The sequence below is a fragment of the Jiangella asiatica genome (assembly GCF_004349065.1).
Lineage (GTDB): Bacteria > Actinomycetota > Actinomycetes > Jiangellales > Jiangellaceae > Jiangella > Jiangella asiatica.
On record NZ_SMKZ01000027.1, the window covers coordinates 1 to 24,054 of the forward strand.

The 24,054-nt window shown below is 71.6% G+C and carries 22 protein-coding genes; 20 read left to right on the forward strand and 2 right to left on the reverse strand.

Annotated features, from left to right (window positions below):
* The 3 genes from E1269_RS32970 to E1269_RS18385 form a co-directional block, all read left to right on the forward strand.
* The coding region (locus tag E1269_RS32970) for a chorismate mutase (protein WP_203433855.1) at window positions 1–763 on the forward strand (763 nt) is incomplete at its 5' end.
* A gap of 205 nt (window positions 764–968) precedes the next feature.
* Window positions 969–4,436, forward strand: coding sequence for a DNA polymerase III subunit alpha (dnaE, locus tag E1269_RS18380; RefSeq protein WP_131897286.1), 3,468 nt, complete (start codon window positions 969–971; stop codon window positions 4,434–4,436).
* On the forward strand, window positions 4,421–4,969 hold the full coding sequence (locus tag E1269_RS18385; RefSeq protein WP_131897155.1) for a DUF2567 domain-containing protein: 549 nt from the start codon (window positions 4,421–4,423) through the stop codon (window positions 4,967–4,969). The genes dnaE and E1269_RS18385 overlap by 16 nt, the downstream gene beginning before the upstream one ends.
* 50 nt (window positions 4,970–5,019) lie before the next feature.
* Here the strand turns inward: E1269_RS18385 and ybaK are convergent, their stop codons facing one another.
* The gene (ybaK, locus tag E1269_RS18390) at window positions 5,020–5,505 is read right to left on the reverse strand and encodes a Cys-tRNA(Pro) deacylase (protein ID WP_203433857.1); all 486 of its coding nucleotides are present in this window, start codon (window positions 5,503–5,505) and stop codon (window positions 5,020–5,022) included.
* Window positions 5,506–5,817: 312 nt separating this feature from the next.
* On the opposite strand from ybaK, the gene E1269_RS18395 reads away from it, so the two are divergent.
* The 13 genes from E1269_RS18395 (at window position 5,818) to hisB (ending at window position 19,717) form a co-directional block, all read left to right on the forward strand.
* Window positions 5,818–7,338 (forward strand): sugar ABC transporter ATP-binding protein, encoded by a 1,521-nt coding sequence (locus E1269_RS18395; protein WP_239000951.1) that lies wholly within the window; start codon window positions 5,818–5,820, stop codon window positions 7,336–7,338.
* The gene (locus tag E1269_RS18400; RefSeq protein ID WP_131897161.1) at window positions 7,335–8,366 is read left to right on the forward strand and encodes an ABC transporter permease; all 1,032 of its coding nucleotides are present in this window, start codon (window positions 7,335–7,337) and stop codon (window positions 8,364–8,366) included. Before E1269_RS18395 ends, E1269_RS18400 begins: the two co-directional genes overlap by 4 nt.
* Window positions 8,367–8,431: 65 nt before the next feature.
* Window positions 8,432–9,400: an ABC transporter substrate-binding protein gene (locus E1269_RS18405; protein ID WP_203433860.1), complete on the forward strand. Its 969-nt coding sequence runs from the start codon at window positions 8,432–8,434 to the stop codon at window positions 9,398–9,400.
* 88 nt (window positions 9,401–9,488) lie between these two features.
* A complete protein-coding gene (locus E1269_RS18410; RefSeq protein ID WP_131897165.1) occupies window positions 9,489–10,463 on the forward strand; it encodes an acetylxylan esterase in 975 nt (324 codons plus the stop codon).
* Window positions 10,464–10,692: 229 nt separating this feature from the next.
* A complete protein-coding gene (locus E1269_RS18415) occupies window positions 10,693–12,978 on the forward strand; it encodes an alpha-L-fucosidase (RefSeq protein ID WP_131897167.1) in 2,286 nt (761 codons plus the stop codon).
* A 114-nt stretch (window positions 12,979–13,092) separates the two neighbouring features.
* Complete coding sequence (locus E1269_RS18420) at window positions 13,093–13,902, forward strand: IclR family transcriptional regulator (protein WP_131897169.1); 810 nt, start codon at window positions 13,093–13,095, stop codon at window positions 13,900–13,902.
* Window positions 13,899–14,558, forward strand: a complete 660-nt coding sequence (locus E1269_RS18425; protein WP_131897171.1) for a bifunctional 4-hydroxy-2-oxoglutarate aldolase/2-dehydro-3-deoxy-phosphogluconate aldolase — start codon at window positions 13,899–13,901, stop codon at window positions 14,556–14,558. Before E1269_RS18420 ends, E1269_RS18425 begins: the two co-directional genes overlap by 4 nt.
* A complete protein-coding gene (locus tag E1269_RS18430) occupies window positions 14,555–15,499 on the forward strand; it encodes a sugar kinase (protein ID WP_131897173.1) in 945 nt (314 codons plus the stop codon). Before E1269_RS18425 ends, E1269_RS18430 begins: the two co-directional genes overlap by 4 nt.
* A 148-nt stretch (window positions 15,500–15,647) precedes the next feature.
* A complete protein-coding gene (locus tag E1269_RS32355; RefSeq protein ID WP_162606492.1) occupies window positions 15,648–15,794 on the forward strand; it encodes a hypothetical protein in 147 nt (48 codons plus the stop codon).
* Window positions 15,795–15,852: 58 nt separating this feature from the next.
* On the forward strand, window positions 15,853–16,446 hold the full coding sequence (locus tag E1269_RS18435; RefSeq protein ID WP_131897174.1) for a SanA/YdcF family protein: 594 nt from the start codon (window positions 15,853–15,855) through the stop codon (window positions 16,444–16,446).
* Between the two features lie 265 nt (window positions 16,447–16,711).
* The gene (gene hisD, locus E1269_RS18440) at window positions 16,712–18,040 is read left to right on the forward strand and encodes a histidinol dehydrogenase (RefSeq protein WP_131897176.1); all 1,329 of its coding nucleotides are present in this window, start codon (window positions 16,712–16,714) and stop codon (window positions 18,038–18,040) included.
* Window positions 18,033–19,121, forward strand: coding sequence for a histidinol-phosphate transaminase (locus tag E1269_RS18445; RefSeq protein ID WP_131897178.1), 1,089 nt, complete (start codon window positions 18,033–18,035; stop codon window positions 19,119–19,121). Before hisD ends, E1269_RS18445 begins: the two co-directional genes overlap by 8 nt.
* A complete protein-coding gene (hisB, locus tag E1269_RS18450) occupies window positions 19,118–19,717 on the forward strand; it encodes an imidazoleglycerol-phosphate dehydratase HisB (protein ID WP_131897180.1) in 600 nt (199 codons plus the stop codon). Before E1269_RS18445 ends, hisB begins: the two co-directional genes overlap by 4 nt.
* A 20-nt stretch (window positions 19,718–19,737) precedes the next feature.
* On the opposite strand, the gene E1269_RS18455 is transcribed toward hisB, so the two are convergent.
* Complete coding sequence (locus E1269_RS18455; protein WP_131897182.1) at window positions 19,738–20,925, reverse strand: alpha/beta hydrolase; 1,188 nt, start codon at window positions 20,923–20,925, stop codon at window positions 19,738–19,740.
* 29 nt (window positions 20,926–20,954) lie between these two features.
* Here E1269_RS18455 and hisH point away from each other — a divergent pair, with 29 nt between their 5' ends.
* The 4 genes from hisH (at window position 20,955) to hisF (ending at window position 23,931) form a co-directional block, all read left to right on the forward strand.
* A complete protein-coding gene (gene hisH, locus E1269_RS18460) occupies window positions 20,955–21,590 on the forward strand; it encodes an imidazole glycerol phosphate synthase subunit HisH (RefSeq protein WP_131897184.1) in 636 nt (211 codons plus the stop codon).
* Between the two features lie 2 nt (window positions 21,591–21,592).
* Complete coding sequence (locus E1269_RS18465) at window positions 21,593–22,333, forward strand: class I SAM-dependent methyltransferase (protein ID WP_131897186.1); 741 nt, start codon at window positions 21,593–21,595, stop codon at window positions 22,331–22,333.
* Between the two features lie 87 nt (window positions 22,334–22,420).
* Window positions 22,421–23,173, forward strand: a complete 753-nt coding sequence (gene priA, locus E1269_RS18470) for a bifunctional 1-(5-phosphoribosyl)-5-((5-phosphoribosylamino)methylideneamino)imidazole-4-carboxamide isomerase/phosphoribosylanthranilate isomerase PriA (protein ID WP_131897188.1) — start codon at window positions 22,421–22,423, stop codon at window positions 23,171–23,173.
* On the forward strand, window positions 23,170–23,931 hold the full coding sequence (hisF, locus tag E1269_RS18475) for an imidazole glycerol phosphate synthase subunit HisF (protein WP_131897190.1): 762 nt from the start codon (window positions 23,170–23,172) through the stop codon (window positions 23,929–23,931). Before priA ends, hisF begins: the two co-directional genes overlap by 4 nt.
* Window positions 23,932–24,054: the final 123 nt, after the last annotated feature.

Genomic DNA, 24,054 nt, shown 5'->3' on the forward strand with positions numbered 1-24,054 from the left:
CCCCGGCGCCGACGCCGGGCCCCCACGCCGCGAGACGGCGCCGTCGCCGTTCGGAGGGCCGCGGCTGCCGATCGTGGCGCCCCGCGACGCGGGAGCTGACCTCGTGCACGACGCCGCGCCCGGCGGCCCGGCGCGGGTGGAGCTCACCACGCCCGACGGTGTCCCGGCCGGCGTCGTGCTGCGGCTGGGCCGGCAGGTACTGGACGCGCCGGACCTCCCGGCGGCAGCCCGGGCGCTCGGCGGCGCGAACGTCGTCGCCGTCGTCGTCCCCGCCACGCGGCCGGCGGTCATCGTCGAGCTGTGCCGTCGCGGGGTCGCCGTCGTCGCCGGACTGGGCGAGGACGCCGCACTCGCCGGCGCGGCGGTGGCCGCTGGCGCGGCCGGGCTCTGGCTCGACGGCGCCGGGGCCGCCGCGGTCGGGCAGGCCCGCGAGGCGTCCGCCCGGCTGGCCCCGCTGGTGCGGCCCACGGTCCCGGACACGTTCGCAGGGTGCCGCGAGGCCATCGACGGCGTCGACGCGGCCGTCGCGACGCTGCTGGAGCACCGGGTGGCCCTGGCCGGACGGGTGCAGCGGCTCAAGCCGGTGGGCGGTCACGCCGGCCGTGACCCGCGGCGCGAGGCGGCCATCGTGGCCGCGATGGCCGCGCGGGCGCCGTCGGTGCCGGTCGACGGGCTGGCCCGGATCATGGGCGCCGTGATCGAGGCCGGACTCGACGCCGCGGAACGGGACGAAGCAGACGAAACGCCCGTCTGGCGGCTGTGAGCCGAGTCTCCACAGAGTCCCTTCGGTGCGCCTGAGCCAGGCTGTCGGAGCGGCGGATTAGGGTGTCTGTTGTTCCCCGGTGCGCGCGGCTGGCCGCCCGGTGTGCGACTGTTTGAGGAGGCGTCGGATCGTCGTGTCGAGTGCTGCGTCCAGTTCCTCCGGTACGGGCAACTTCGTGCACCTGCACGTGCACACCGAGTACTCCATGCTCGACGGAGCCGCCCGCCTCGACGACCTCTTCAGCGCGGCCGCGAAGCAGGGCATGCCGGCGCTGGCCACCACCGACCACGGCAACGTCTTCGGCGCCTATGAGTTCTACCGCAAGGCCAAGCAGTACGGTGTCAAACCGATCATCGGCACCGAGGCGTACCTGACACCGCGTACCAGCCGGTTCGACAAGACCCGGGTCCGCTGGGGCGACGGTGGCGGCGACGACGTCTCCGGTAGTGGCGCCTATACGCACATGACCATGTTCGCCGAGAACACCGGCGGCATGCACAACCTCTTCCGGCTGTCCTCACTGGCCTCGATCGAGGGCTTCTACTTCAAGCCGCGCATGGACCGTGAGCTGCTGGAGCACTACTCCAGCGGCGTCATCGCCACCACCGGATGCCCCAGCGGCGAGGTGCAGACGTTCCTGCGGCTGGGCAAGTACGACGAGGCCATCAAGGCCGCCTCGGACTTCCGCGACATCTTCGGCAAGGACAACTTCTTCCTCGAGCTGATGGACCACGGGTTGTCCATCGAGACCCGCATCCGCGAGGACCTGCTCCGGCTGGGCAAGGAGCTCGGGCTGCCGCCGCTGGCCACCAACGACCTGCACTACACCCACAAGTCCGACCACGAGGCGCACGCGGTGCTGCTGTGCGTTCAGTCCGGCTCCACGCTGGCCGACCCGAAGCGGTTCAAGTTCGACGCCGAGGACTTCTACCTCAAAACCGCTGCCGAGATGCGCCAGGTGTGGGCCGACCTCCCGGAGGCCTGCGACAACACCCTGCTGGTCGCCGAGCGGTGCGAGGTCAAGTTCGTCGAGGAGGCCGGCAAGTACATGCCGCGCTACCCGGTGCCGCCGGGTGAGGACGAGGTCTCCTGGTTCGTCAAGGAGGTCGAGCGCGGGCTGCACGAGCGGTTCCCCGGCGGCATCACCGACGAGGTCCGCGAGCGCACCGACTACGAGGTCGAGGTGGTCACCAGCAAGGGCTACGCCGGCTACTACCTCGTCGTCGCCGACTTCATCAACTGGGCGAAGAAGAACGGCATCCGGGTCGGCCCGGGCCGCGGCTCCGGCGCCGGGTCCATCGCGGCCTACGCCATGGGCATCACCGACCTCGACCCCATCCCACACGGGCTGATCTTCGAGCGGTTCCTCAACCCCGAGCGCATGTCGATGCCGGACTTCGACATCGACTTCGACGAGCGTCGGCGGGGCGAGGTCATCCGCTACGTGACGGACAAGTACGGCACCGACCACGTCGCGCAGATCGTCACCTACGGCACCATCAAGGCCAAGCAGGCCATCAAGGACGCCAGCCGCGTCCTCGGCAACCCGTTCGCGGTCGGCGAGCGCATCACCAAAGCCATGCCGCCGGCCGTCATGGGCAAGGACATCCCGCTCTCGGGCATCTTCGACCCCGAGCACAAGCGCTACGCCGAGGCCGGCGAGTTCCGCTCGCTGTACGAGTCCGACGCCGAGGTCCGCCGCGTCGTCGACACCGCCAAGGGCCTGGAGAACCTCAAGCGGCAGTGGGGTGTGCACGCCGCCGGCGTCATCATGTCCTCCGCACCGCTGCTCGACACCATCCCGATCATGAAGCGCGAGCAGGACGGCGCGATCATCACGCAGTTCGACTACCCGACCTGTGAAGAGCTCGGGCTGGTCAAGATGGACTTCCTGGGCCTGCGCAACCTCACCATCCTCGACGACGCGCTCAAGAACATCGTCCGCAACGGCAAGGACCCTATCGTCCTGGAGAACCTGCCGCTGGACGACCGCCCCACCTACGAGCTGCTCGGCCGCGGCGACACCCTGGCGGTCTTCCAGCTCGACGGCGGGCCGCTGCGGGCGCTGCTGCGACAGATGAAGCCGGACAACTTCGAGGACATCTCCGCGACAATCGCCCTGTACCGGCCCGGCCCGATGGGCGCCAACAGCCACATCAACTACGCACTGCGCAAGAACGGCCAGCAGCCCATCACGCCCATCCACACCGAGCTGGCCGATGCCCTCGAGCCCATCCTCGGCACCACCTACGGCCTGATCATCTACCAGGAGCAGGTGATGGCGATCGCCCAGCACCTGGCCGGGTACACGCTCGGAAAAGCGGACCTGCTCCGCCGGGCCATGGGCAAGAAGAAGCGTGAGGTCCTCGACGCGGAGTACGTGCCGTTCTCCGACGGCATGAAGGCCAACGGCTTCTCCGAGGCGGCCGTCAAGACGCTGTGGGACATCCTGGTCCCGTTCTCCGACTACGCGTTCAACAAGGCGCACAGCGCGGCCTACGGCCTCATCGCGTACTGGACCGGGTACCTCAAGGCGCACTACCCGGCCGAGTACATGGCCGCGGTGCTCACCTCGGTCCGCGACGACAAGGACAAGACCGCGCTCTACCTGTCCGAGTGCCGCCGCATGGGCATCAAGGTGCTGCCGCCCGACGTCAACGAGTCCGCCGGCGACTTCACCCCGGTCGGCACCGACATCCGCTTCGGCCTCACCGCCATCCGCAACGTCGGCGCCAACGTCGTCGACGGCATCGTCGCGGCCCGGCAGGAGAAGGGCCGGTTCGAGTCGTTCCCCGACTTCATGGACAAGGTGCCGGTCAACGTCTGCAACAAACGGGTCGTCGAGTCGCTGGTTCGGGGCGGGGCGTTCGACTCCCTCGGCTACTCCCGGCGGGCGCTGGCAGCCGTCGTCGACGACGCCGTCGACACCGTCATCTCGCTCAAGCGCAACGAGGCGGTCGGCCAGTTCGACCTGTTCGGCGGCGCCGGCGAGGACGCCGGCGGCTTCGAGGTCGCCGTTCCGGAGCTGACGGAGTGGGACAAGAAGCAAAAGCTCGCCTACGAGCGCGAGATGCTTGGGCTCTACGTCTCCGACCACCCGCTGCTCGGCCTGGAACACATCGTGGCCAACGCCTCGGACAAGCCGATCTCCGCGCTGGCCGACGAGGAGGAGGTGCCGAGCGGCACCACCATCAGCGTCGGCGGGCTCATCACGTCGCTGCAGCGCAAGGTCAGCAAGCGCGGCGACACCTGGGCCATCGTCACCATCGAGGACCTCGAGGGCTCCATCGAGGCCATGTTCTTCCCGGCCACCTACCAGCTTTACGCGCTGCAGCTGGCCGAGGACGAGATCGTCGTGGTCAAGGGGCGCCTGGACCGGCGTGAGGAGGCGCCGCAGCTGATCGCCAGTGAGTTGAGCCTGCCTGACCTCTCCGACGGCCCGTCGGGCCCAGTGGTCGTCACCATGGCGATGAGCCGGTGCACCCCGCCAGTGGTGGAGCGGCTCAAGGACGTGCTGACGACGCATCCCGGCGTCACCCCGGTGCACCTGCGGTTGACCGGTTCGGACCGGACCACCCTCATGAAGCTCGACGACCGGCTCCGGGTGACGCCGTCGACTGCGCTGATGGGCGACCTCAAAGCACTGCTTGGTCCGACGTGCCTGGCGTCGTGATGCGGCGGGCGGAGCGGTTCGGCCACGCCGCCCCCACCCCTGGCCGGGTGGCCACCGAAATCGCGGTGGTCTCGGTCCTCGCCGGTGTGCTCATGGGCGTGCTGTGGTGGCTGCTGTCGCCGGAGGTCACCGGCGTGGTCGTCGAGGGCGGGCTGGCCGCTGATGCGCGCGAAGGCCAGAAGATGTTCGACCGTGACGCCGTGTTCGCCTTGCTCGGCGCCGGGTTCGGGCTGGTGCTGGCGGTCGTGTACTCCGTCCGGCACTGGCGCAGCCCGGTGACCACCCTGGTGACTCTGGCGCTGGCCGGCGTCGCCGGGTCGTACTTGGCCACGCTCGTCGGCGGCCTGTTCGGCCCTGGTGGTGACGTCGCCGGGCTGGAGAACGGCACGCAGGAGCCGTTCCCGCTGCGCATGGAGTCGCCGGCCGGGCTGCTGGTGTGGTCCATGGTCGCGACGGTGGTGGTGGCGGTCGTCGCGTTGTTCCGCGAGGACCGCGCGCCGTGGTCGGTGCCAGGGAACCCACCCGGCCGGTGACCCGCGCGGTGCTTCGTCAGCCCGCTGCCGGGCCGCTGCCGGTGACGGTCTTAGCTCGTGCGGCCGATGGTGGCCGTCTTGGCCGACGTGAGCCGTATCAGGTCCGCGGGTGCGATCTCGACGTCCAGCCCTCGCCGTCCCGCCGAGACGTACACCGTCGGGAACCCGAACACGGACTCGTCGACGATGGTCGGTAGCCGGCGCCTCTGCCCGATCGGGCTTATCCCCCCGACGACGTATCCGGTGGCGCGCTCGGCCTGCGAGGTCGCGGCCATGACCGCGCGCTTGCCGGAAGCGGCGCGGGCCAGCGACTTGAGGTCCAGCGAGCCGGACACCGGAACGACGGCGACGACGAGCTCGTCGTCGACTTCAGCCAGCAGCGTCTTGAAGACGCGCGCCGGCGTCACCCCGAGCGCACGGGCGGCCTCCAGGCCGAACGAGGGCGCGGAGGAATCATGGTGGTACGGGTGCATGGTGAATGTGACACCAGCCCGCTCCAGCACCAGTGTGGCAGGAGTGCCCGTCCGTTGGCGCATTGTTGTCCCCATTAGGGCAATCTAGCCCCAACCCAGGGCATTCGTCATCGCACGCGCCGGCCCTAGTGATCGTTTCGGACGGCGTGTCGCGGGAGCGTTTCAGCGGTGGCCCGAATTCATCGGATGTCTTGCCGCGTAACGGCTCGCGCTGGTCATGGCCATGGTCGCTCGCGCCCCGGGTGTACGCGTGAGATGTCGATGGGGCAACGCCAATTGACATGCGCTGTTACATCACTACCATCGGGTTCATCCGATCTCTTGACGGTCAAGTCGACGTCACTCGGTCAGCCGCCACCGCGAACCGGGAGGGCCGTGAACGCGCAGCTTGTGCGGGTCGATGGGGTCAGCAAGACCTTCCCCGGCGTGCGTGCCCTGTCCGACGTGAGCCTGACCCTGGACGCCGGCGAGGTGCACGCGCTGGTGGGTGAGAACGGTGCCGGCAAGTCCACCCTGATGAAGATCCTGGCCGGCATCCACCACCAGGACGAGGGCACCGTCGCCATCGACGGCCGCGTCGTCGAGATCGACAGCCCCACGGCCGCCCAGGACCTGGGCATCAGCATCATCCATCAGGAGCTGTCGCTGATGCCCGACCTGACCATCGCCGAGAACATCTTCATCGGGCGGGAACGACGGCGCGGGTTCGGCCTCTTCGTCGACGACGCCGACCTGAACCGGCGGGCTCGAGAGCTCTTCGACCACCTCGGCATCGCCCTCGATCCGCGGGCGAAGGTCGGCTCGCTGCTCGTGGCGCAGCAGCAGGTGGTCGAGATCGCGAAGGCGTTGTCGTTCGACGCCCGGATCATCATCATGGACGAGCCGACCGCGGCGCTGACGGAGTCCGAGACCCACGCGTTGTTCGGGCTCATCGGCGATCTCAAGCGCCACGGCACCGGGATCATCTACATCTCACACCGCCTCGAGGAGCTCGCGGCCGTCGCCGATCGCATCACCGTGCTCCGCGACGGGGCGTGCGTGGGCACTCTCGCGGCGCGTGACGCCGACCTGCGCCAGGTCGTGTCGATGATGGTCGGCCGGCAGCTGCGGGGCCAGACGCGCCCGCCGTCGCTGCCCGGCGACCTGCCGACGGTGCTCGAGGTTCGCGGCCTGTCCACGAAGAGCCTGCTGAAGGACGTCAGCTTCAGCCTGCGGCGCGGCGAGATCCTGGGCTTCGCCGGGCTCATGGGCGCCGGCCGCACCGAAGTGGCGCGCGCGATCTGCGGCGCGGACCGCACCGACGGCGGTGAGATCTTCCTGTCCGGCAGGCGGGTGCGCGTCTCGAGCCCGGCCGACGCCGCGCGGCTGGGCATCGGCTACCTGTCCGAGGACCGCAAGCGCTTCGGCCTGATGTTGGACCAGGACGTCGCCTTCAACATCGTCGCCTCGGACCTGCGACGGCACGTCAACGCGGCCGGCCTCGTCCGCGACGACCAGGTCCGCCAGACCGCGCGGCGCTACGTGGAGACGCTGAGCATCCGGACCCCGTCCATCCGGCAGCGCACCAAGCATCTGTCCGGCGGCAACCAGCAGAAGGTGGTCATCGCCAAGTGGCTGGCCCGCGACTGCGAGGTCCTGATCTTCGACGAGCCCACCAGAGGTATCGACGTCGGAGCGAAGGAGGAGATCTATTCGCTGCTCAGGACGCTGGCCGACGAGGGCAAGGCCATCATCATGATCTCGTCGGAACTGCCTGAGGTGCTGCGGATGGCGGACCGGATCGCCGTGATGTGCGAGGGCCGGCTGACCGCGGTGCTCGACAACGCCGACGCCGACCAGGAGACCATCATGACCCACGCGACCAAGCTGGTACCCGGAGGCGGTGTGGCCGCATGAGGGACGTCGACGCCACCGGGCCGGCGCCCGCATCGGAGGCGCTCACCGCGCCGGAGCACGTCCGGACGACGAGGGTCGGCGTGCTGCGCAGGCAGCTGCAGCAGTTCCTCGCGTTCGCGAGCCTCATCGCGCTGATCCTGTTCTTCTCCATCGCCGACGACAACTTCCTGACGTGGTCCAACATCACCGGCATCCTGCTGTCCACCGCGGTCATCGGCATCCTCGCCCTGGGCACCACGTTCGTGATCGTCAGCGGGGGCATCGAGCTGTCCCTCGGCACCGGCATGACGCTGGCGGCCGTGATGACCGGCGTCTTCCTCACCAACCTGGGCTGGCCGCTGCTGCTGGGCGTCGTCGCCGGAATCCTCAGCGGCGCCGCGATGGGGCTGATCAACGGCCTCAACATCGCGGTGCTCAGGATCCCGCCGTTCATCGCGACCCTGGCGATGATGCTCATCGCCCAGGGTCTGGCGCTGGTCATATCCGGGACCGCACCCATCTACTTCACCGACGTGCCGGGCTTCACCGACATCTCGCAGGGTGAGCTGATCCCGGGCGTCGACCTGCCCAACGCGGTGCTCATCCTGTTCGCGCTGACCGCGCTGGGCGCGATCGTCCTGCGCAAGTCGCTGCTGGGCCGCTACGCGTTCGCCATCGGCAGCAACGAGGAGGCCGCGGACATCTCCGGCATCGACGTTCGCCGATGGAAGATCCTCATCTACACCCTTTCCGGGGTGTTCATGGGCATCGCCGGCGTGGTGCTCGCGGCGCGCCTCAACTCCGCGCAGCCGGCGCTGGGCCTGGGCTACGAGCTCCAGGCGATCGCGGCGGTCGTGATCGGTGGCACCTCGCTGCAGGGCGGCAAGGGCAGCATCGTCGGGACCCTGATCGGTGCCCTGATCGTGGGGACCGTCACCAACGGGCTGCGGATCATGTCCATTCCGCAGGAGTGGCAGACCGTGATCATCGGTCTGGTCATCCTGGTGGCCGTCTACACCGACAACCTTCGCCGAGGCAGGGACGGCTGAGGCCGGCCCCGGACCTCGGACCGACGACAGACTGGGAGCTGACGATGAGACATCGATGGACTGCCATGGGCGTGGGAGTCGCCGCCGCCCTGGTCCTCAGCGCGTGCGGCGGCGATGACGACGGCGGCGGCGAGAGCACCGACGGCGGCGACGGTGGCGGCGACCGGCCGCAGATCGCGCTGGTCTCCAAGGGCTTCCAGCACCAGTTCTGGCAGGCGGTGCGGGAAGGCGCGGAGCAGGCGGCCGAGGAGTTCGACGTCGAGGTGACGTTCGAAGGGCCGGACTCCGAATCCGAGGTGGCGCAGCAGATCGACATGCTCCAGGCCGCCATCGACCGCGGTCCCGACGCGCTGGGCTTCGCCGCGCTGGACAGCCAGGCCGCGACGCCGCTCATCGAGGAGGCGGCCAGCCGGGACATCCCCGTGATCGCTTTCGACTCCGGCGTGGAGAGCGACGTGCCGCTGACGACAGCGGCGACGGACAACACGGCGGCCGCGGCTCTGGCCGCGGAGCACATGGTGGAGCTGATCGGCGGCGAGGGCCAGGTCGCGCTCGTGGTCCACGACCAGACGAGCGTCACCGGGGTCGAGCGGCGCGACGGTTTCGTCGAGTACATCGAGGAGAACGCGCCCGACGTGGAGATCGTCGACATCCAGTACGGCGGCGGCGACCACCTGGAATCGACCAACCTCGCCACGGCCATCATCCAGGGCAATCCCGAGCTGGACGGCATTTACGGCGCCAACGAGGGTTCGGCGATCGGCGTGGTGAACGCCGTCAACGAGCTGGGCATGGCCGGCGAGCTCGTCGTGGTCGGCTTCGACTCCGGGCAGGCGCAGATCGACGCGATCAGGAGCGGCGTGATGGCCGGGGCTATCACCCAGAACCCCGTCGGGATCGGGTACGAGACGGTCCGGGCGGCGGTCCAGGCGCTGGACGGTGAGGAGCTCCCCGAGACCATCGACACCGGCTACTTCTGGTACGACGCGAACAACATCGACGACGCGGAGATCCAGGCCGTCCTCTACGAGTAGGTCGCGGCGACGGTGACGGCACCGGCTACGCTGCCGCTGCTCGTCCCTTGCTCGTTCCCTGCCCGATCACGACGCGGAGGATCCGCCCATGGCGTTGTTCGACAAGCCGCTCGCCGAGCTGCGTGACTATCGGCCCGAGCGACACGAGGAGTCCGACTTCGACGAGTTCTGGTCCCGGACACTGGCCGAGGCGGCACAGTTCCCGCTGGACCCGCGGTTCGAGCCGTACGACGCCGCGCTCCGCCTGGTCGACGTCTACGACGTGCGGTTCTCCGGCTGGGGCGGCCACCGCGTCGCCGGCTGGTTCATCGTCCCGGCCGGCGCCACCGAGCAGTTGCCGACGGTCGTGCACTACATCGGCTACGGCGGTGGCCGCGGGTTCCCGCACGACTGGCTGACCACCGCGGTCGCCGGCTTCGCCGCGTTCGTCATGGACACCCGGGGCCAGGGTTCGGCCGGCACGCCCGGCGACACGCCGGACCCCGTCGGCGGCGCCAACCCGCAGACGCCGGGCTTCATGACCCGCGGTGTGCTCGACCCGGACGACTACTACTACCGCCGCGTGTTCACCGACGCGGTCCGGGCGGTGGAGGCGGTCGCGTCGCACCCGCTGGTGGACGAGTCGAGCATCGTGGTCGCCGGCGGCAGCCAGGGCGGCGGCATCACGCAGGCGGTCGCCGGCCTGCGTCCCGGGCTCGCCGGGGCGGTCATGGACGTGCCGTTCCTCACCGGTTACCGCCGCGCCACCGAGATCGTCGACACCATGCCGTACGGCGAGATCGTCAAGTACCTGTCGATCCACCGCGACCACGAGGAGCAGGTGTTCCGCACGCTGTCCTACTTCGACGGCATGAACTTCGCCGTCCGAGGGTCGGCCCCGGCCCTCTACAGCGTCGCCCTCATGGACAGCACCTGCCCGCCGTCGACGGTGTTCGGCTCGTTCAACCACTACGCCGGGCCGAAGGAGATCCGGGTGTGGCCGTACAACAAGCACGAGGGCGGCCAGACCTTCCAGACCCGGGAGCAGCTGCGCTGGCTGCGCGACGTGCTGAAGGGCCGCTGAGCTCCGCACCGGTCCGGTGATCAGGTGGGTCCGCTCTGGCCTTGGCGTGCCCAGAAACCGGTTCACTGGCCGGATGCGGACAAGGTATCCCGCCCTGGCTGGGTGACTCTTGACCCTGGAGTGCGCTCGACGTTTGACTGTGAGGTCAGGGTCGGAAACCGGTTCCCGAGACTGCTCGGCGCACCCGGCCCGTCGCCGTGTGCCGGGTGGGACGAGTTGAGGAGGCCGTGTGATCACTCGCAAAGCGGTGCCGGTGGGAGCCGGGGTCCTGGTGGTTGCCGGTGCCCTCGGTGCGGCCGCGGCAGAGCCCACGCCGGACTCCGGCGACCTTCAGCCGGCCACGACGGCCGTGCCGGTCGACGACTACGAGCCGACCGTGCCGTCGCTGTCCCAGCACGAGACGCCGGAGTGGTTCTCCGACGCCAAGCTCGGCATCTTCGTGCACTGGGGCCCGTACTCGGTCCCCGCGTATGCACCGCCGTGCTGCGGTGCACGCGACGGCTCCGACGTCTATGCCGAGTGGTACTGGTACGAGATGAACCAGCCGGGCAGCCCCACCTACGAGCACCACGCAGCGACCTACGGCGAGGGCGTCCCGTACGACCAGTTCATCGAGGACTGGCAGCCCGACGAGTTCGACCCGCGGGAGTGGCTGGACCTGTTCTCCGACGGCGGCGCGGAGTACTTCGTGCTCGTCTCCAAGCACCACGACGGCGTGGCGCTCTGGGACACCGACACGACCGACCGCGACACCGTCGCCCTGGGGCCGCGGCGCGACCTCGTCACCGAGCTGTTCGAGGCGGCCGACGACTACCCGCTGAAGACCGGCCTCTACTATTCGCTGGCCGAGTGGTATCACCCCGCCGGTGGCTGGGACCCCCTGCACGGCACCGGCCTCGCCGAAGGGCCGGTCAACCCCTACACCGGCGAGGCGGTGCCCTACACGGGCTACCGGCCGGTCGGCGACGAGGTCATGGATCACCAATACCCGCAGATGGTGGAACTGGTCGACCGCTTCGACCCGGACATCATCTGGTGTGACATCGGCAAACACGTGGCGCACAACAGTCACGAGCTCATGGCGTACTACTACAACCAGGCCAAGAACCGGGCCCGGCCCAAGGAGGTGGTGGTCAACGACCGGTGCAGCACCGAGGTGCGTGACTTCGTCACTCGGGAGTACCGCAACCAGCCCGACATCGACCCGAACCCGTGGGAGGCCACCCGCGGCATCGGGCGGTCCTTCGGCTACAACGCCGAGGAGGGCCCCGAGGTCTACCTCACCCCCGACCAGCTGATCGACAGCTTCATCGACACGGTCAGCAAGAACGGCAACCTGCTGTTGAACGTCGGGCCGATGGCCGACGGGACGATCCCGGACATCCAGGCCGACCGAATCCGGGCGTTGGGCGAGTGGCTGGAGGTCAACGGTGAGGCCATCTACGGCAGCACCTACTGGCACCAAGCCGACGACGCCAACAGCAACGTCCCGGTGCGGTACACCGTCAAGGACGGGGCGCTCTACGTCACCGCGCTGGAGTGGCCCGGCGAGGAGCTGGTGCTCTCCGGCGACCTTCCGTTGGCCGCCGCCACCAGTATCACGTTGCTCGGCGCCGACGGCGAGGCGCTGCCGTGGCGGCGCGACGACGGCCTGGTGAGGGTGACCATGCCGGCCGAGGGCGCCGCGGCGACGCCGAGCGAGCACGCCTACACGTTCATGATCACCACGCCGGGTGTCGAGGACGTGCGCGACCTCGTCCGCTCCACGACCGAGGCGCCCGACAGCGCGCCGGCGGGTGAGCCGTTCACCGCGCAGGTGACGGTGACCAACCCGGCCGCGGACGCCTCGCCCGGGGTGCGGGTCAGCCTCGACGCGCCCGACGGCTGGGTGGTCTCCCCGCGCCGGGCGGCGCTCGAATCGATCCCGCCGGGCGGCTCCAGAACGGTGGAGTTCGTCGTCACGTCGCCTGAGGACGCGGGCCCGGACCGGTTCGCGCTGGTGGCGAGCACAGCCGCCGGCCGGATCACCCAGGAGAGCCGCGACGGCGTCGTCGTGGGCTTCGAGAGCGCGGTGGACGTCGTCGCGCCCGAGAAGCTGAGCCCCGGGGTGATGGCCGTCGAGGGCGCCGCCAACTACGTCGACCGGGACGTCACCCTCGCCTCGCTGCCGCCGTCGCTGCGCGGCTCGACCCTGGTGCGCGGCGCGAACGACGACAAGCAGTCGACCGATCCGGAGTACCTCGTCCTCGACGCGCGAGAACGGGTGCAGCTCTACGTCGGGCTGGACCCGCGCGGCGCCCCGGAGAACGGCGACTGGTGGCCGGACTGGGTCGCCGACCTCGGGTTCGAGCCGACCGGTGAGGAGGTCACGGTCGCCGGCGACCCAGGGCTGCAGACGTTCCAGGTGTTCGCCCTCGACCGTGTGGTGGAGGCGGGGGAGCGGATCGTCCTCGGCGGCAACGGCGCGACGTCGGGCAGCTCGGGCTCCTACATCACGTTCGCCGCTACGCGCTGAGCGCCGCGAACCCAGACCGCCGGCCGGCGACGACGTGCCCCGGCCGGCGGTCTACACTGGTGCGGCAGCACAATCTCGTTGTGCAGAGCGCAACCAGAGGCGGGTGAGGCGCGCGTGGAGCGGAACAACTCGTCGTCCCTGCGCCGCGGGCTCGCCCTCCTCGACGCCGTCACGGCCACCACGCGGTCCGGCGGCGCGACCCTCACCGAGCTGGCCCAGTCCGTCGGCGTGCACAAGAGCTCCGCCCTGCGCCTGCTCCAGCCGATGACGGAGACCGGGCTGGTCCGCGTCGACCACGGACGCTATGTGCTCGGGCCGCGCACCGCCCAGCTGGGCCGCGTCTACCTCGACTCCGTCGACCTGCGCGCCCTGGCCCAGCCCACGCTGCGCCGGCTGGTCGAGCGGTCGGGCGAGTCGGTCCACCTCGTGCTGCCGGACCTGCCGCACATGGTCTACATCGACAAGATCGACGGACCGGGGCGGGTCCGCATGAACTCGACCATCGGATCGCGCCAGCCGTCGCACTCCACCGGGGTCGGCCGCGCCTACCTCGCCTTCGCCGACGCCGACGAGGTCGAGCTGGTCATCGCGCACGGCCTCACCGCCCGCACCGAGCGCACCGTCACCGACCCCGACGAGTTCCGCGCCGGTCTCGCCGCCGCGCGCGAACGTGGCTACGTCGTCGACGACATCGAGAACGAGCACGACATCCGCTGTGTCGCCGCGCCGGTGTTCGACCACACCGGCGTGGTGGCGGCGGCGGTGTCGGTCTCGGGCCTGGCCACCCGGGTCTCACCCGACCGCTTCGGCCCGCTCGGCGAGCTGGTCGCCGCGGCCGGCCGGGAGATCTCCGCCCTGCTCGGCGCGCCGGCACCGTCGCCGTCCAGTGTCACCCCACCCTCGTCGAGAGAGGAACAACGATGACGACCGCCGACCGCATCCGACCGAGCGCCCAGCTGCGCGACACCGGGGTCATGGCGATCCTGCGCGCCCGCACGGCCGACCGCTTCGCCGAGGTCAGCCGGACCCTGGTCGACGCCGGCATCACCTGCCTGGAGATCACCCTCACCTCGCCCGGCGCCGTCGACGCGATCCGCGCCATCCGCCAGGAGCTGCCCGACACCGTCGACGTCGGCGCGGGGACGGTGACCGACGCCGCCCAGGCGCGCGCCGTCGTCGAGGCCGGTGCGGGTTTCGTGGTGTCGCCGTCGGTGGAGCCGGACGTGGTGGCGGTGGCGCGCGAGGCCGGCATCCCCGCCTACCCGGGCGCGTTCACGCCGACCGAGGTGCTGGCGGCGTGGCGGGCCGGCGCGAGCGTCGTCAAGCTGTTCCCGGGCTCCGCGGTCGGGCCGTCGTACATCAGCGCACTGCACGGACCGTTCCCGGACATCGAGATCATGCCCACCGGTGGGGTCAGCCTCGACAACATCGGCGACTGGATCCGCGCCGGCGCGGCCGGCGTGGGGCTCGGTGGTCCGCTGCTGGGCGACGCCGCCGACGGTGGCGACCTCGGCGCCCTGGCCGAGCGGGCCGCGAAGGCGCTGGCCGCCGTCCGCGACGCGAAGGCCGGTGCCGCATGACCGGCGGTCTGGTCACCCTCGGCGAGGCGATGGCGCTGACGGCGGCCGCGGAAATAGGCGGGTGGGCGCACCACCGCGACCTCAAGCTGTCCGTCGCCGGGGCCGAGCTCAACGTCGCGGTCGGGGTACGGCGGCTGGGCGCGCCCGCCACCTGGGTCAGCCGGGTCGGCGACGACGGCTTCGGCGAGCTGATCCTGCGCGAGCTGCGCGCCGAGGGCGTCACCGCCGTCGCCGCCGTCGACGACACCCGGCGCACCGGGCTGATGGTCAAGGAGCGGCCGACCAGCCAGCGCACCCACGTCCGCTACTACCGCGCCGGCAGCGCGGCCTCGGCGATGACGGCGTTCGACGTCCCGGTGGAGGCGATCGCCCAGGCGTCGGTGCTGCACGTCACCGGCATCACCCCCGCGCTCGGACCCGGCCCGGCCTCGGCGGTCCAGCTGGCCGTGGACACCGCGCGCCGGCACGGCACGACGGTGTCGCTCGACGTCAACTACCGCTCGGCGCTGTGGAGCCGGGCCGACGCGGGCGCCGCGCTCGAGCCGCTGGTCCGGCAGGCCGACGTGGTCTTCGCCGGCCCGGAGGAGGCGTCGCTCGTCGTCCCCGACGGCGACCCGGAGCAGCTCGCCCGTGCCCTGTCCGACCTGGGCCCGAAGCAGGTGGTGATCAAGATGGGCGGCGACGGTGCGGTCTCGCTCGTCGACGGGGTGGTCCGGGCGACACCGGCCGTCCCGGTGACGGTGGTCGACACCGTCGGCGCCGGCGACGCGTTCGTGGCCGGCTACCTGGCCGAGCTCATGGACGGCGCCGACGCCGAGCGGCGGCTGGAGACCGCGGCCGTCGCAGGCGCGCTGGCCTGCACGGTCCTCGGCGACTGGGAAGGCCTGCCGACCCGGGCCGACCTCGCCTCCCTCGGCGCGACGGAGTCGGTCCAGCGCTGAGCGTCCCGCCGCTTCCACTCCCTCCCATGATCATCAACGATTTCGGGTGCTATCGCGCCGGCAATCGTTGATGATCATGGGTTGCCCAACGCCCGGGCACCCTGAGCGGGCGCCGGACGTTGGGGATCACTGAGGGAGGGACGGCTGGGTGACGAGGCAACAGGCGCGCGGCGAACGGCGGATCGAGCAGGTAGTCACCGCCGACGGCGCCGAGCGGGACGCGCTGGTCGGTGAGCTGACGGCGGCGCCGCACGGCTACCTCGCGCCGGTGCTCGGTGAGGACGAGCGTGCCTGAGGCGGCGCCGGCGACAGGGGAGCGGCCGGCGCCGCGCCGGGAGCGGAAGGCGTGGCGCATGACACCGCGCCGGTGGGTCGCCCTGGCCGCCGCGGCCGCCGTCGTCGTCTTGGCGGCGCCGACGGCGTGGGCGTACGCGGCCAGCGCGGGGCGCATCCTCGCCGACCCGGCCGACGCGCCGCCCACCGACGTCACCATGGTGATGGGCGCCGGCATCCGGTCCGACGGCCGGCCGTCCCGGCTGCTCGCCGGCCGCCTGGAGGTCGCAGCGGCGCTGTACCACCTCGGCCGCACCCGCACGCTGCTGGTCAGCGGCGGCACCGGCCCGGGCGGGCACGACGAGCCGGCCGCCATGCGCCAGTACCTCGTCGAGGCCGGCGTGCCCGAGGAGGCGATCATCGAGGACCCACTCGGCGTCGACAGCTGGGCGTCGTGCCGCCGGGCCCGCGACGAGTTCGAGCTCGATCGGGTCCTCGTCGTCAGCCAGCGCTTCCACCTGCCGCGCACCGTCGCCCTGTGCCGGTCGCTGGGCCTGGACGCGGTCGGCGTCGCCCACGACTCCATGGACTCCAACCCGCCCGGCACCCGGCAGGGCTACCTGCGCGAGGTGGCCGCGTCGATCCCCGCGATGGCCCGCGCCCTCTTCACCTGAGCGCACCTTCGTCCCACCGCCATCCTCCTCCCGCCTTGAATGATCACGTTCAGCACGAAATCTCGTGTCGCACCATGCTTGTAGCCCTGGTGCCGCACGCGATGTCCTCGTGATGGCTCGCGAGCCCTCTGCCGGCCGACCGCTCGACCAGCGTCAGCGGCGCATGCTCGCCTCACTTGCTCGTTGGCGCACCGCCGGGTGAGACGGCGTCTTGGTATGCGGGCAATGCGTCCGGGTGGTGAGCAGCGCACATACACTCGGGTGAGTGATACGCCGCATCGACCTGCGGGGGAGGCTCGCCGCCGGCGAGTCCCTCGACTACCGCTCGCTCGTCCCACGCGCCCCGGTCGACGTCGACGCCGCGCTCGACGCCGTCCGGCCGATCTGCGCGGACGTGCGCCGTCGCGGGCTGTCGGCGGTCAAGGAGCTGACGGCGCGCTTCGACGGCGTGGAGCTGGACGACGTGCGAGTGCCGCGGCAGGCCATCGACGACGCCCTGACCAGCCTCGACCCGACCGTCCGGGCGGCGCTGGAGGAGTCCGTCGCGCGCGCCCGCAGGGTCCACGGCGACCAGCGCCGCGCCGAGGTCACCACCACCGTCGTCCCCGGCGGCACGGTCACCGAGCGCTGGGTCCCGGTCGGCCGGGTCGGACTGTACGTGCCCGGCGGGCTGGCCGTCTACCCGAGCAGCGTGGTCATGAACGTGGTCCCGGCCCAGGAGGCGGGGGTCGAGAGCCTGGCCATCGCCAGCCCGCCCCAGCGCGGTGCGGGCGGTCGGCCGCACCCGACCATCCTGGCCGCGTGCGCGCTGCTGGGCGTCACCGAGGTCTACGCGGTCGGCGGCGCGCAGGCGCTGGCCATGCTCGCCTACGGCCTGCGCGACGACGACGGCGTCAGCCTCTGCGATCCGGTCGACCTGGTCACCGGGCCCGGCAACGTCTACGTCGCGGCGGCGAAGCGCCTCCTGCGCGGGGTCGTGGGCATCGATGCCGAGGCCGGCCCGACGGAGATCGCCGTCCTCGCCGACGACTCCGCCGACCCGGTGCATGTCGCCGCGGACCTCGTCAGCCAGGCCGAGCACGATCCGCTCGCCGCGTCGGTGCTGGTCACCGACAGCGAAGCGCTCGCCGACACCGTCGACGACGAGCTGCGGACGCGGGTCGCGGCCACCAAGCACGACGAGCGGGTGCGCACCGCCCTGGCTGGTGAGCAGTCCGGCATCGTGCTGGTCGACGACATCGCGCAGGGGCTCGCCGTCGTCGACGCGTACGCCGCGGAACACCTGGAGATCCAGACTCGCGACGCCGCCGCCGTGGCCGCGCGGGTGCGCAACGCCGGCGCCGTCTTCGTCGGGCCGTGGTCGCCGGTCAGCCTGGGCGACTATGCCGCCGGGTCCAACCACGTGCTGCCCACCGGCGGCAGCGCGCGGCACTCGTCCGGCCTGTCGGTGCAGTCGTTCCTGCGCGGCGTGCACGTCGTCGAGTACGACCGGGCCGCGCTCCAGGACGTCGGCGGGCACGTGCGCGCCCTGGCCGACGCGGAGGACCTGCCGGCGCACGGCGCCGCCATCACGGCGAGGTTCGAGGATGACTGACCTGCCTATCCGCGACGAGCTGCGCGGCGTCGAGCCCTACGGCGCGCCGCAGCTCGACGTGCCGGTCTGCCTGAACGTCAACGAGAACCCGTTCCCGCCGTCGGAGCAGCTGGTAGCCGATGCCGCCCGGGCCGTCGCGCACACCGTCCGCGGGCTCAACCGCTACCCGGACCGCGAGGCCACGACGCTGAGGGAACGGCTGGCCGGCTACCTCGACCGCGAGTCCGGCGTCGCCCTGCGCACCGAGCAGGTGTGGGCGGCCAACGGGTCCAACGAGATCATGCTGCAGATCCTGCAGGCCTTCGGCGGGCCGGGTCGTACGGCGCTCAGCTTCGCGCCGACGTACTCCATGTACCCGGAGTACGCCCGCGACACCTCGACGCGGTGGGTGGTCGGCCGGCGCGACGACGACTTCTCCATCGACGCCGAGACCGCGTTGAAGGCGGTCGCCGAGCACCAGCCGTCCGTCATCCTCATCGCCTCGCCGAACAACCCCACCGGCACCGCCGTACCGCTCGACACCGTCACGGCGCTGCACGAGGCCACCGACGGCATGGTCGTCGTGGACGAGGCGTACACGGAGTTCCGCCGCGACGGCGTCCCCAGCGCGCTGACGCTGCTGGCCGACCACCCGCGGCTCATCGTCGCGCGCACCATGAGCAAGGCGTTCGCCTTCGCCGGTGCCCGGGTCGGGTACGCTGCGGCGTCGGAGCAGGTGATCGACGTGCTGCGGGTCGTGCGGCTGCCGTACCACCTGTCGGCGGTCACCCAGGCCGTCGCCGTCGTCGCCCTGGAGCACGCCGCCGAGCTGCAGGCCCGGGTGGCGCAGCTGCGCGAGGAGCGCGACGCGCTCGCGGCGTGGCTGCGCGGCATCGGGCTGGAGGTCGCCGACTCCGACGCGAACTTCGTGCTGTTCGGGCGGTTTGCCGACCGGCACGCGGTCTGGCGGAGCCTGCTCGACCACGGCGTGCTCATCCGCGAGACCGGCCCTGACGGCTGGCTGCGGGTGTCCGTGGGCACCCCGGAGGAGACGACGGCGTTCAGGGAAGCGCTCGTCGAGGTACTGAAGGAGCACACATGAGCCGCACCGCGAAGGTCGAGCGCGCGACCAGCGAGAGCAAGGTCAGCGTCGAGCTGAACCTCGACGGCGCGGGCGTGCACGACATCGCCACCACGGTGCCGTTCTACGACCACATGCTGACCGCCCTGTCGCGGCACTCGCTGATCGACCTGTCCGTCCGGTCCGAGGGCGACACCCACATCGACGCGCACCACACCGTCGAGGACACCGCCATCGTCATCGGTCAGGCGCTGCGTGAGGCGCTGGGCGACAAGCTCGGCATCGTCCGCTACGGCGAGGCGACCGTGCCGCTGGACGAGGCCCTGGCGCATGCCGTCGTCGACGTGTCCGGCCGGCCCTACTTCGTGCACTCCGGGGAGCCCGCCGGGCAGGAGTACGTGATGATCGGCGGCCACTTCACCGGGTCGCTGACCGCGCACGTGCTGGAGAGCCTCGCCCACCACGGCGGGCTGACCATGCACGTGCGCGTGCTCGCCGGCCGCGACCCCCACCACATCGCCGAGGCGCAGTTCAAGGCCGTCGCCCGAGCGCTGCGTACCGCCGTGGCCATCGACCCGCGCGAGCGTGGCGTCCCGTCCACGAAGGGCGCGTTGTGACGCTGCGGCGCGGGCAGCGGCTAGGGCAGGTCGGCCAGGAACGCCGCGAGGGTGGCCTCGTAGCGCCGCGGGTCGCGGTTCCAGCTCTGCACGTGCAGGGCTTGCGTCCGCAGGTAGGTGACCAGGTCGGGCCGGGCCGCGGCGAACGCGTCGGACGAGGTGACGGGAACCGTCGGGTCGTCTGCGCCGTGCACCAGCAGTACCGGGACGTCGAGCTCGTCGGCGTGGACCACCTGATCCATGGCCCAGACGTTGATGCCGGTGCGGGCACGCACCACCGACCCCGCGACGGTGGCGCCCAGCGACGGCAGTCCGCGCTGACGTGCCTGGTAGACCAGGATGTCCGGCCAGGACAGCGCCGGGGAGTCGTACACGACACCGGCGATGTCGTCGGTGCCCTCTCGGCGCTGCGTGCGCAGGTAGTTGCCGACGATGGCGCCGCCCATCGAGTAGCCGACCAGGACGACGTCGCGGGCGCCGCGGCCCCGGGCGTCGTCGACGGCGGCGGCGAGGTCGGCGGCTTCGGTCCAGCCCAGACCGTACGCCCGCTGCGGCGTGCCCGGGGCACCGTCGTCGTTGCGGTAGGCGATGGACAGCTGCGGGTGACCCAGCCGGTGCAACGCTGGGATGAGCCGGTGCGCCTCGGCACGAGTGGCGCCGCGCCCGTGGACGTGGACGACCCAGCGGTCGGCAGGTCCTGGGGCACCGCGGGCCGCCGACGGCGCCGGCACCAGCGTCGCCGGGTAGCGGCCGAGTGGGCCGTCGTACCAGCTCTCCTCGAGCTTCAGGCCGCTGACCTCGGCGAACGCCACGAGGTCTGCCGGCGCGGCGTAGGAGTCGATGCGCACCTGGGTGCCGGCCTCCGGGCGGTCCGGGTAGGGCACGAGCCCACGCACGACGACGCCGTCGCCGTCCACCGTCACGTCGCCGCCGGCCCGCGCGTAGCCGCCGGGCCAGTGCAGGCCGATCACGCCAGGGTGGTCGGCGTCGTCGCCGGACAGGGTGATCGACGACGCGCCGGTCTCGAGCACGCGCAGCGGGAACTCCGGCGGCTCCGGGCGCACCCGCAGCAGTTCGTCGGCGAAGTACCAGCCGCCGGCGCCGGTGGTGGCCAGGGTGAGCCCGGCCACCGCGGCCGAGCCGACCGCCATCCGTCGCGGCCAGCGCCGTGGGACCAGCTGTGCACCGGTGCGCTCGTCCAGACTCACGATCGCAGTGTGACATGCCGAGGTGACAGATGAGCGGTCGCCGCGTCGTCGTGCTCGACTACGGTTCGGGCAACGTGCGCTCCGCCGTGCGGGCGCTGGAGAAGGTCGGCGCCCAGGTCACGCTGACCGCGGACCGTGCCGCCGCGGCCGACGCCGACGGGTTGGTCGTGCCGGGGGTGGGTGCTTTCGCCGCCTGCATGGCCGGGCTGCTGAAGGTGCGCGCGCCGGAGGTCGTCGGGCGGCGCCTCGCCGGCGGCCGGCCGGTGCTGGGCATCTGCGTGGGCATGCAGGTGCTGTTCGAACGGGGCGTCGAGCACGGCGTGACGACCGAGGGCATCGGCGAGTGGCCGGGCACCGTCGAGCGTCTGCGCGCCAGCCCGCTGCCACACATGGGCTGGAACAGCGTCGACGTGCCGGCCGGCTCGACGCTCTTCGACGGCATTGAGAACGAGCGGTTCTACTTCGTGCACTCCTACGGCGTACGGAGCTGGGAGCTGCCTCCACCGGAGCGGATCAAGCCACCGGTGGTCGTCTGGTCCGAGCACGACGGCGACCGTTTCGTCGCCGCCGTCGAGAACGGGCCCCTCACGGCGACGCAGTTCCACCCGGAGAAGTCCGGTGACGGCGGGCTGCGGCTGCTGGAGAACTGGGTGAGAGGGTTGTGACAGTGACCAACTGGGACTCGCAGGCCTACGACCGCGACTTCGCGTTCGTGGCCGCGTACGGTGCCGAGCTGCTGGACTGGCTGAGCCCGCAGCCCGGCGAGTCCATCCTGGACCTCGGGTGCGGCACCGGTGAGCTGACCTCACGACTCATCGACGCCGGGGCTCGGGTCATCGGCATCGACGCCGACCCGGCGATGATCGAGGCGGCCAGGGAACGGCTCGGTGACGCCGCGGAGCTGCGGGTCGCCGACGCGCACGACTTCACCGTCGACGAGCCGGTCGACGGCGTCGTCTCCAACGCCGCGCTGCATTGGATGCCGGCGCAGGTCGAGGTGCTCGGCTGCGTCTCCGACGCGCTGCGCGACGGCGGGCGGTTCGTCGCCGAGATGGGCGCCACCGGCAACGTCGCCTCCATCACCGCCGCGGTCGACCGCGCCAGCCGCGAGGCGGGCCTGCCGGACCGGGCGTGGCCGTGGTTCTTCAACTCGCCGGCCGAGTACGCGGCCATGCTCGAGGACGCCGGGCTCGAGATCAGGCAGCTGGACTTCTACGACCGGCCGACCAAGCTGACCGGGGCCGACGGGCTGGCGAAGTGGCTGGCGATGTTCGCCGGCGCCGCCATCGAGGACCTGCCGCCGGAGGCGTTGCGGCGCGCCGAGGACCTCGCCCGTCCCACGCTCTGGCACGACGAAGCCTGGTGGGCGGACTACCGCCGCCTCCGTTTCCGCGCCGTCAAGATCTGACCCCACCTCCCGGAATGATCACGTTCAGCACGAGATCTCGTGTCGCACCATGTGTGCAAGCCTCGTGATGCGCGAGCAATCCTGGTGATGCACCGCAGAAGGGAATGGACAGCCGTGACCACGTTGGAGCTGCTGCCCGCCGTCGACGTGACGGAGGGCCGCGCCGTTCAGCTCGTCCAGGGTGAGGCCGGTACCGAACGGTCGTACGGCGACCCGCTCACGGCCGCGCTGAACTGGCAGCGCGCCGGCGCGCCGTGGGTGCACCTGGTCGACCTGGACGCGGCGTTCGGTCGTGGGTCCAACCGCGAGCTGCTCGCCGACGTCGTGGGCCGTCTCGACGTGGACGTCGAGCTGTCCGGCGGCATCCGCGACGACGACTCGCTGGAGAACGCGCTGGCGACAGGATGCCGGCGGGTCAACATCGGGACCGCGGCGCTGGAGGACCCGGACTGGACGGCGCGGGCCATCGCCCGGCACGGCGACCGCGTCGCCGTCGGCCTCGACGTGCGCGGCACCACGCTCGCCGCCCGCGGCTGGACGCGCGAGGGCGGAGACCTGTGGGAGGTGCTCGCGCGGCTGGACCGCGACGGCTGCGCGCGCTACGTCGTCACCGACGTGAACAAGGACGGCATGCTGCGCGGCCCCAACCTGGACCTGCTGCGCGAGGTGTGTGCGCGCACCGACAAGCCGGTGGTGGCCAGTGGCGGCGTGTCCACCCTCGACGACGTCGCGGCGCTGCGGTCGCTGGTGCCGCTGGGCGTCGAGGGCGCGATCATCGGCACGGCGCTCTACGAGGGCAACTTCACCCTCGAGGAGGCGCTGAAGGTGGCGACGGCGTGAGCGTCGCGGTCCGCGTCATCCCCTGCCTGGACGTCGACGCCGGGCGCGTCGTCAAGGGGGTGCGCTTCACCGACCTGCGCGACGCCGGCGACCCCGTCGAGCTGGCCGCCGCCTACGGTGCCGAGGGCGCCGACGAGCTGGTGTTCCTCGACATCACCGCGTCCAGCGACGACCGCTCCACCATGTACGACGTGGTCGCGCGCACGGCCGAGCAGGTGTTCATCCCGCTGACCGTCGGCGGCGGCGTCCGCTCCGTCGACGACGTCGACCGGCTGCTGCGCGCCGGCGCGGACAAGGTGGGCGTGAACACCGCCGCCGTCGCCCGGCCGGAGCTGGTCGGGGAGATCGCCGGCCGGTTCGGCGCGCAGGTGCTCGTGCTGTCCGTCGACGCCCGGCGCGGCGGCGGCACCGAGTCCGGCTTCGAGGTGACGACGCACGGCGGCCGGCGGGGCACCGGCATCGACGCGGTCGCCTGGGCCGCGCGCGCCGCCGAGCTCGGTGCCGGCGAGATCCTGCTGAACTCGATGGACGCCGACGGCACCAAGGACGGCTACGACCAGGACATGCTGGCCGCGGTGCGCGCCGTCGTCGACGTTCCCGTGATCGCCAGCGGGGGAGCGGGCGAGCTGGCGCACTTCGCGCCGGCGGTGGACGCCGGCGCCGACGCCGTCCTGGCCGCGAGCGTCTTCCACTTCGGCGACCTGCGCATCGGTGACGTGAAGGGTGCACTGGCCGCCGCCGGTCACTCCGTCCGCTGACGACGGGGCGGGGGATCGGCGGGGATCGCGGTTCAGGGGTGTCGGTGGCGGTTGGTACCGTACAAAGCCGGGCACCCCACGGATTCGCGACGGTTCAGCACGCCTGCTCGCAGGACCCGTGGC

What these genes read in the sequence shown, in the direction of transcription:
- E1269_RS18425 (WP_131897171.1), top strand. Translation starts at nt 13,899, where the DNA reads ATGACGACCGCCGACCGCATCCGACCGAGCGCCCAGCTGCGCGACACC.
- hisB (WP_131897180.1), top strand. Translation starts at nt 19,118, where the DNA reads ATGAGCCGCACCGCGAAGGTCGAGCGCGCGACCAGCGAGAGCAAGGTC.
- E1269_RS18445 (WP_131897178.1), top strand. Translation starts at nt 18,033, where the DNA reads ATGACTGACCTGCCTATCCGCGACGAGCTGCGCGGCGTCGAGCCCTAC.
- E1269_RS18405 (WP_203433860.1), top strand. Translation starts at nt 8,432, where the DNA reads ATGGGCGTGGGAGTCGCCGCCGCCCTGGTCCTCAGCGCGTGCGGCGGC.
- E1269_RS18435 (WP_131897174.1), top strand. Translation starts at nt 15,853, where the DNA reads ATGACACCGCGCCGGTGGGTCGCCCTGGCCGCCGCGGCCGCCGTCGTC.
- ybaK (WP_203433857.1), bottom strand. Translation starts at nt 5,505, where the DNA reads ATGCGCCAACGGACGGGCACTCCTGCCACACTGGTGCTGGAGCGGGCT.
- E1269_RS18400 (WP_131897161.1), top strand. Translation starts at nt 7,335, where the DNA reads ATGAGGGACGTCGACGCCACCGGGCCGGCGCCCGCATCGGAGGCGCTC.
- E1269_RS18430 (WP_131897173.1), top strand. Translation starts at nt 14,555, where the DNA reads ATGACCGGCGGTCTGGTCACCCTCGGCGAGGCGATGGCGCTGACGGCG.
- dnaE (WP_131897286.1), top strand. Translation starts at nt 969, where the DNA reads ATGCTCGACGGAGCCGCCCGCCTCGACGACCTCTTCAGCGCGGCCGCG.
- E1269_RS18410 (WP_131897165.1), top strand. Translation starts at nt 9,489, where the DNA reads ATGGCGTTGTTCGACAAGCCGCTCGCCGAGCTGCGTGACTATCGGCCC.
- priA (WP_131897188.1), top strand. Translation starts at nt 22,421, where the DNA reads ATGCACCGCAGAAGGGAATGGACAGCCGTGACCACGTTGGAGCTGCTG.
- hisH (WP_131897184.1), top strand. Translation starts at nt 20,955, where the DNA reads ATGAGCGGTCGCCGCGTCGTCGTGCTCGACTACGGTTCGGGCAACGTG.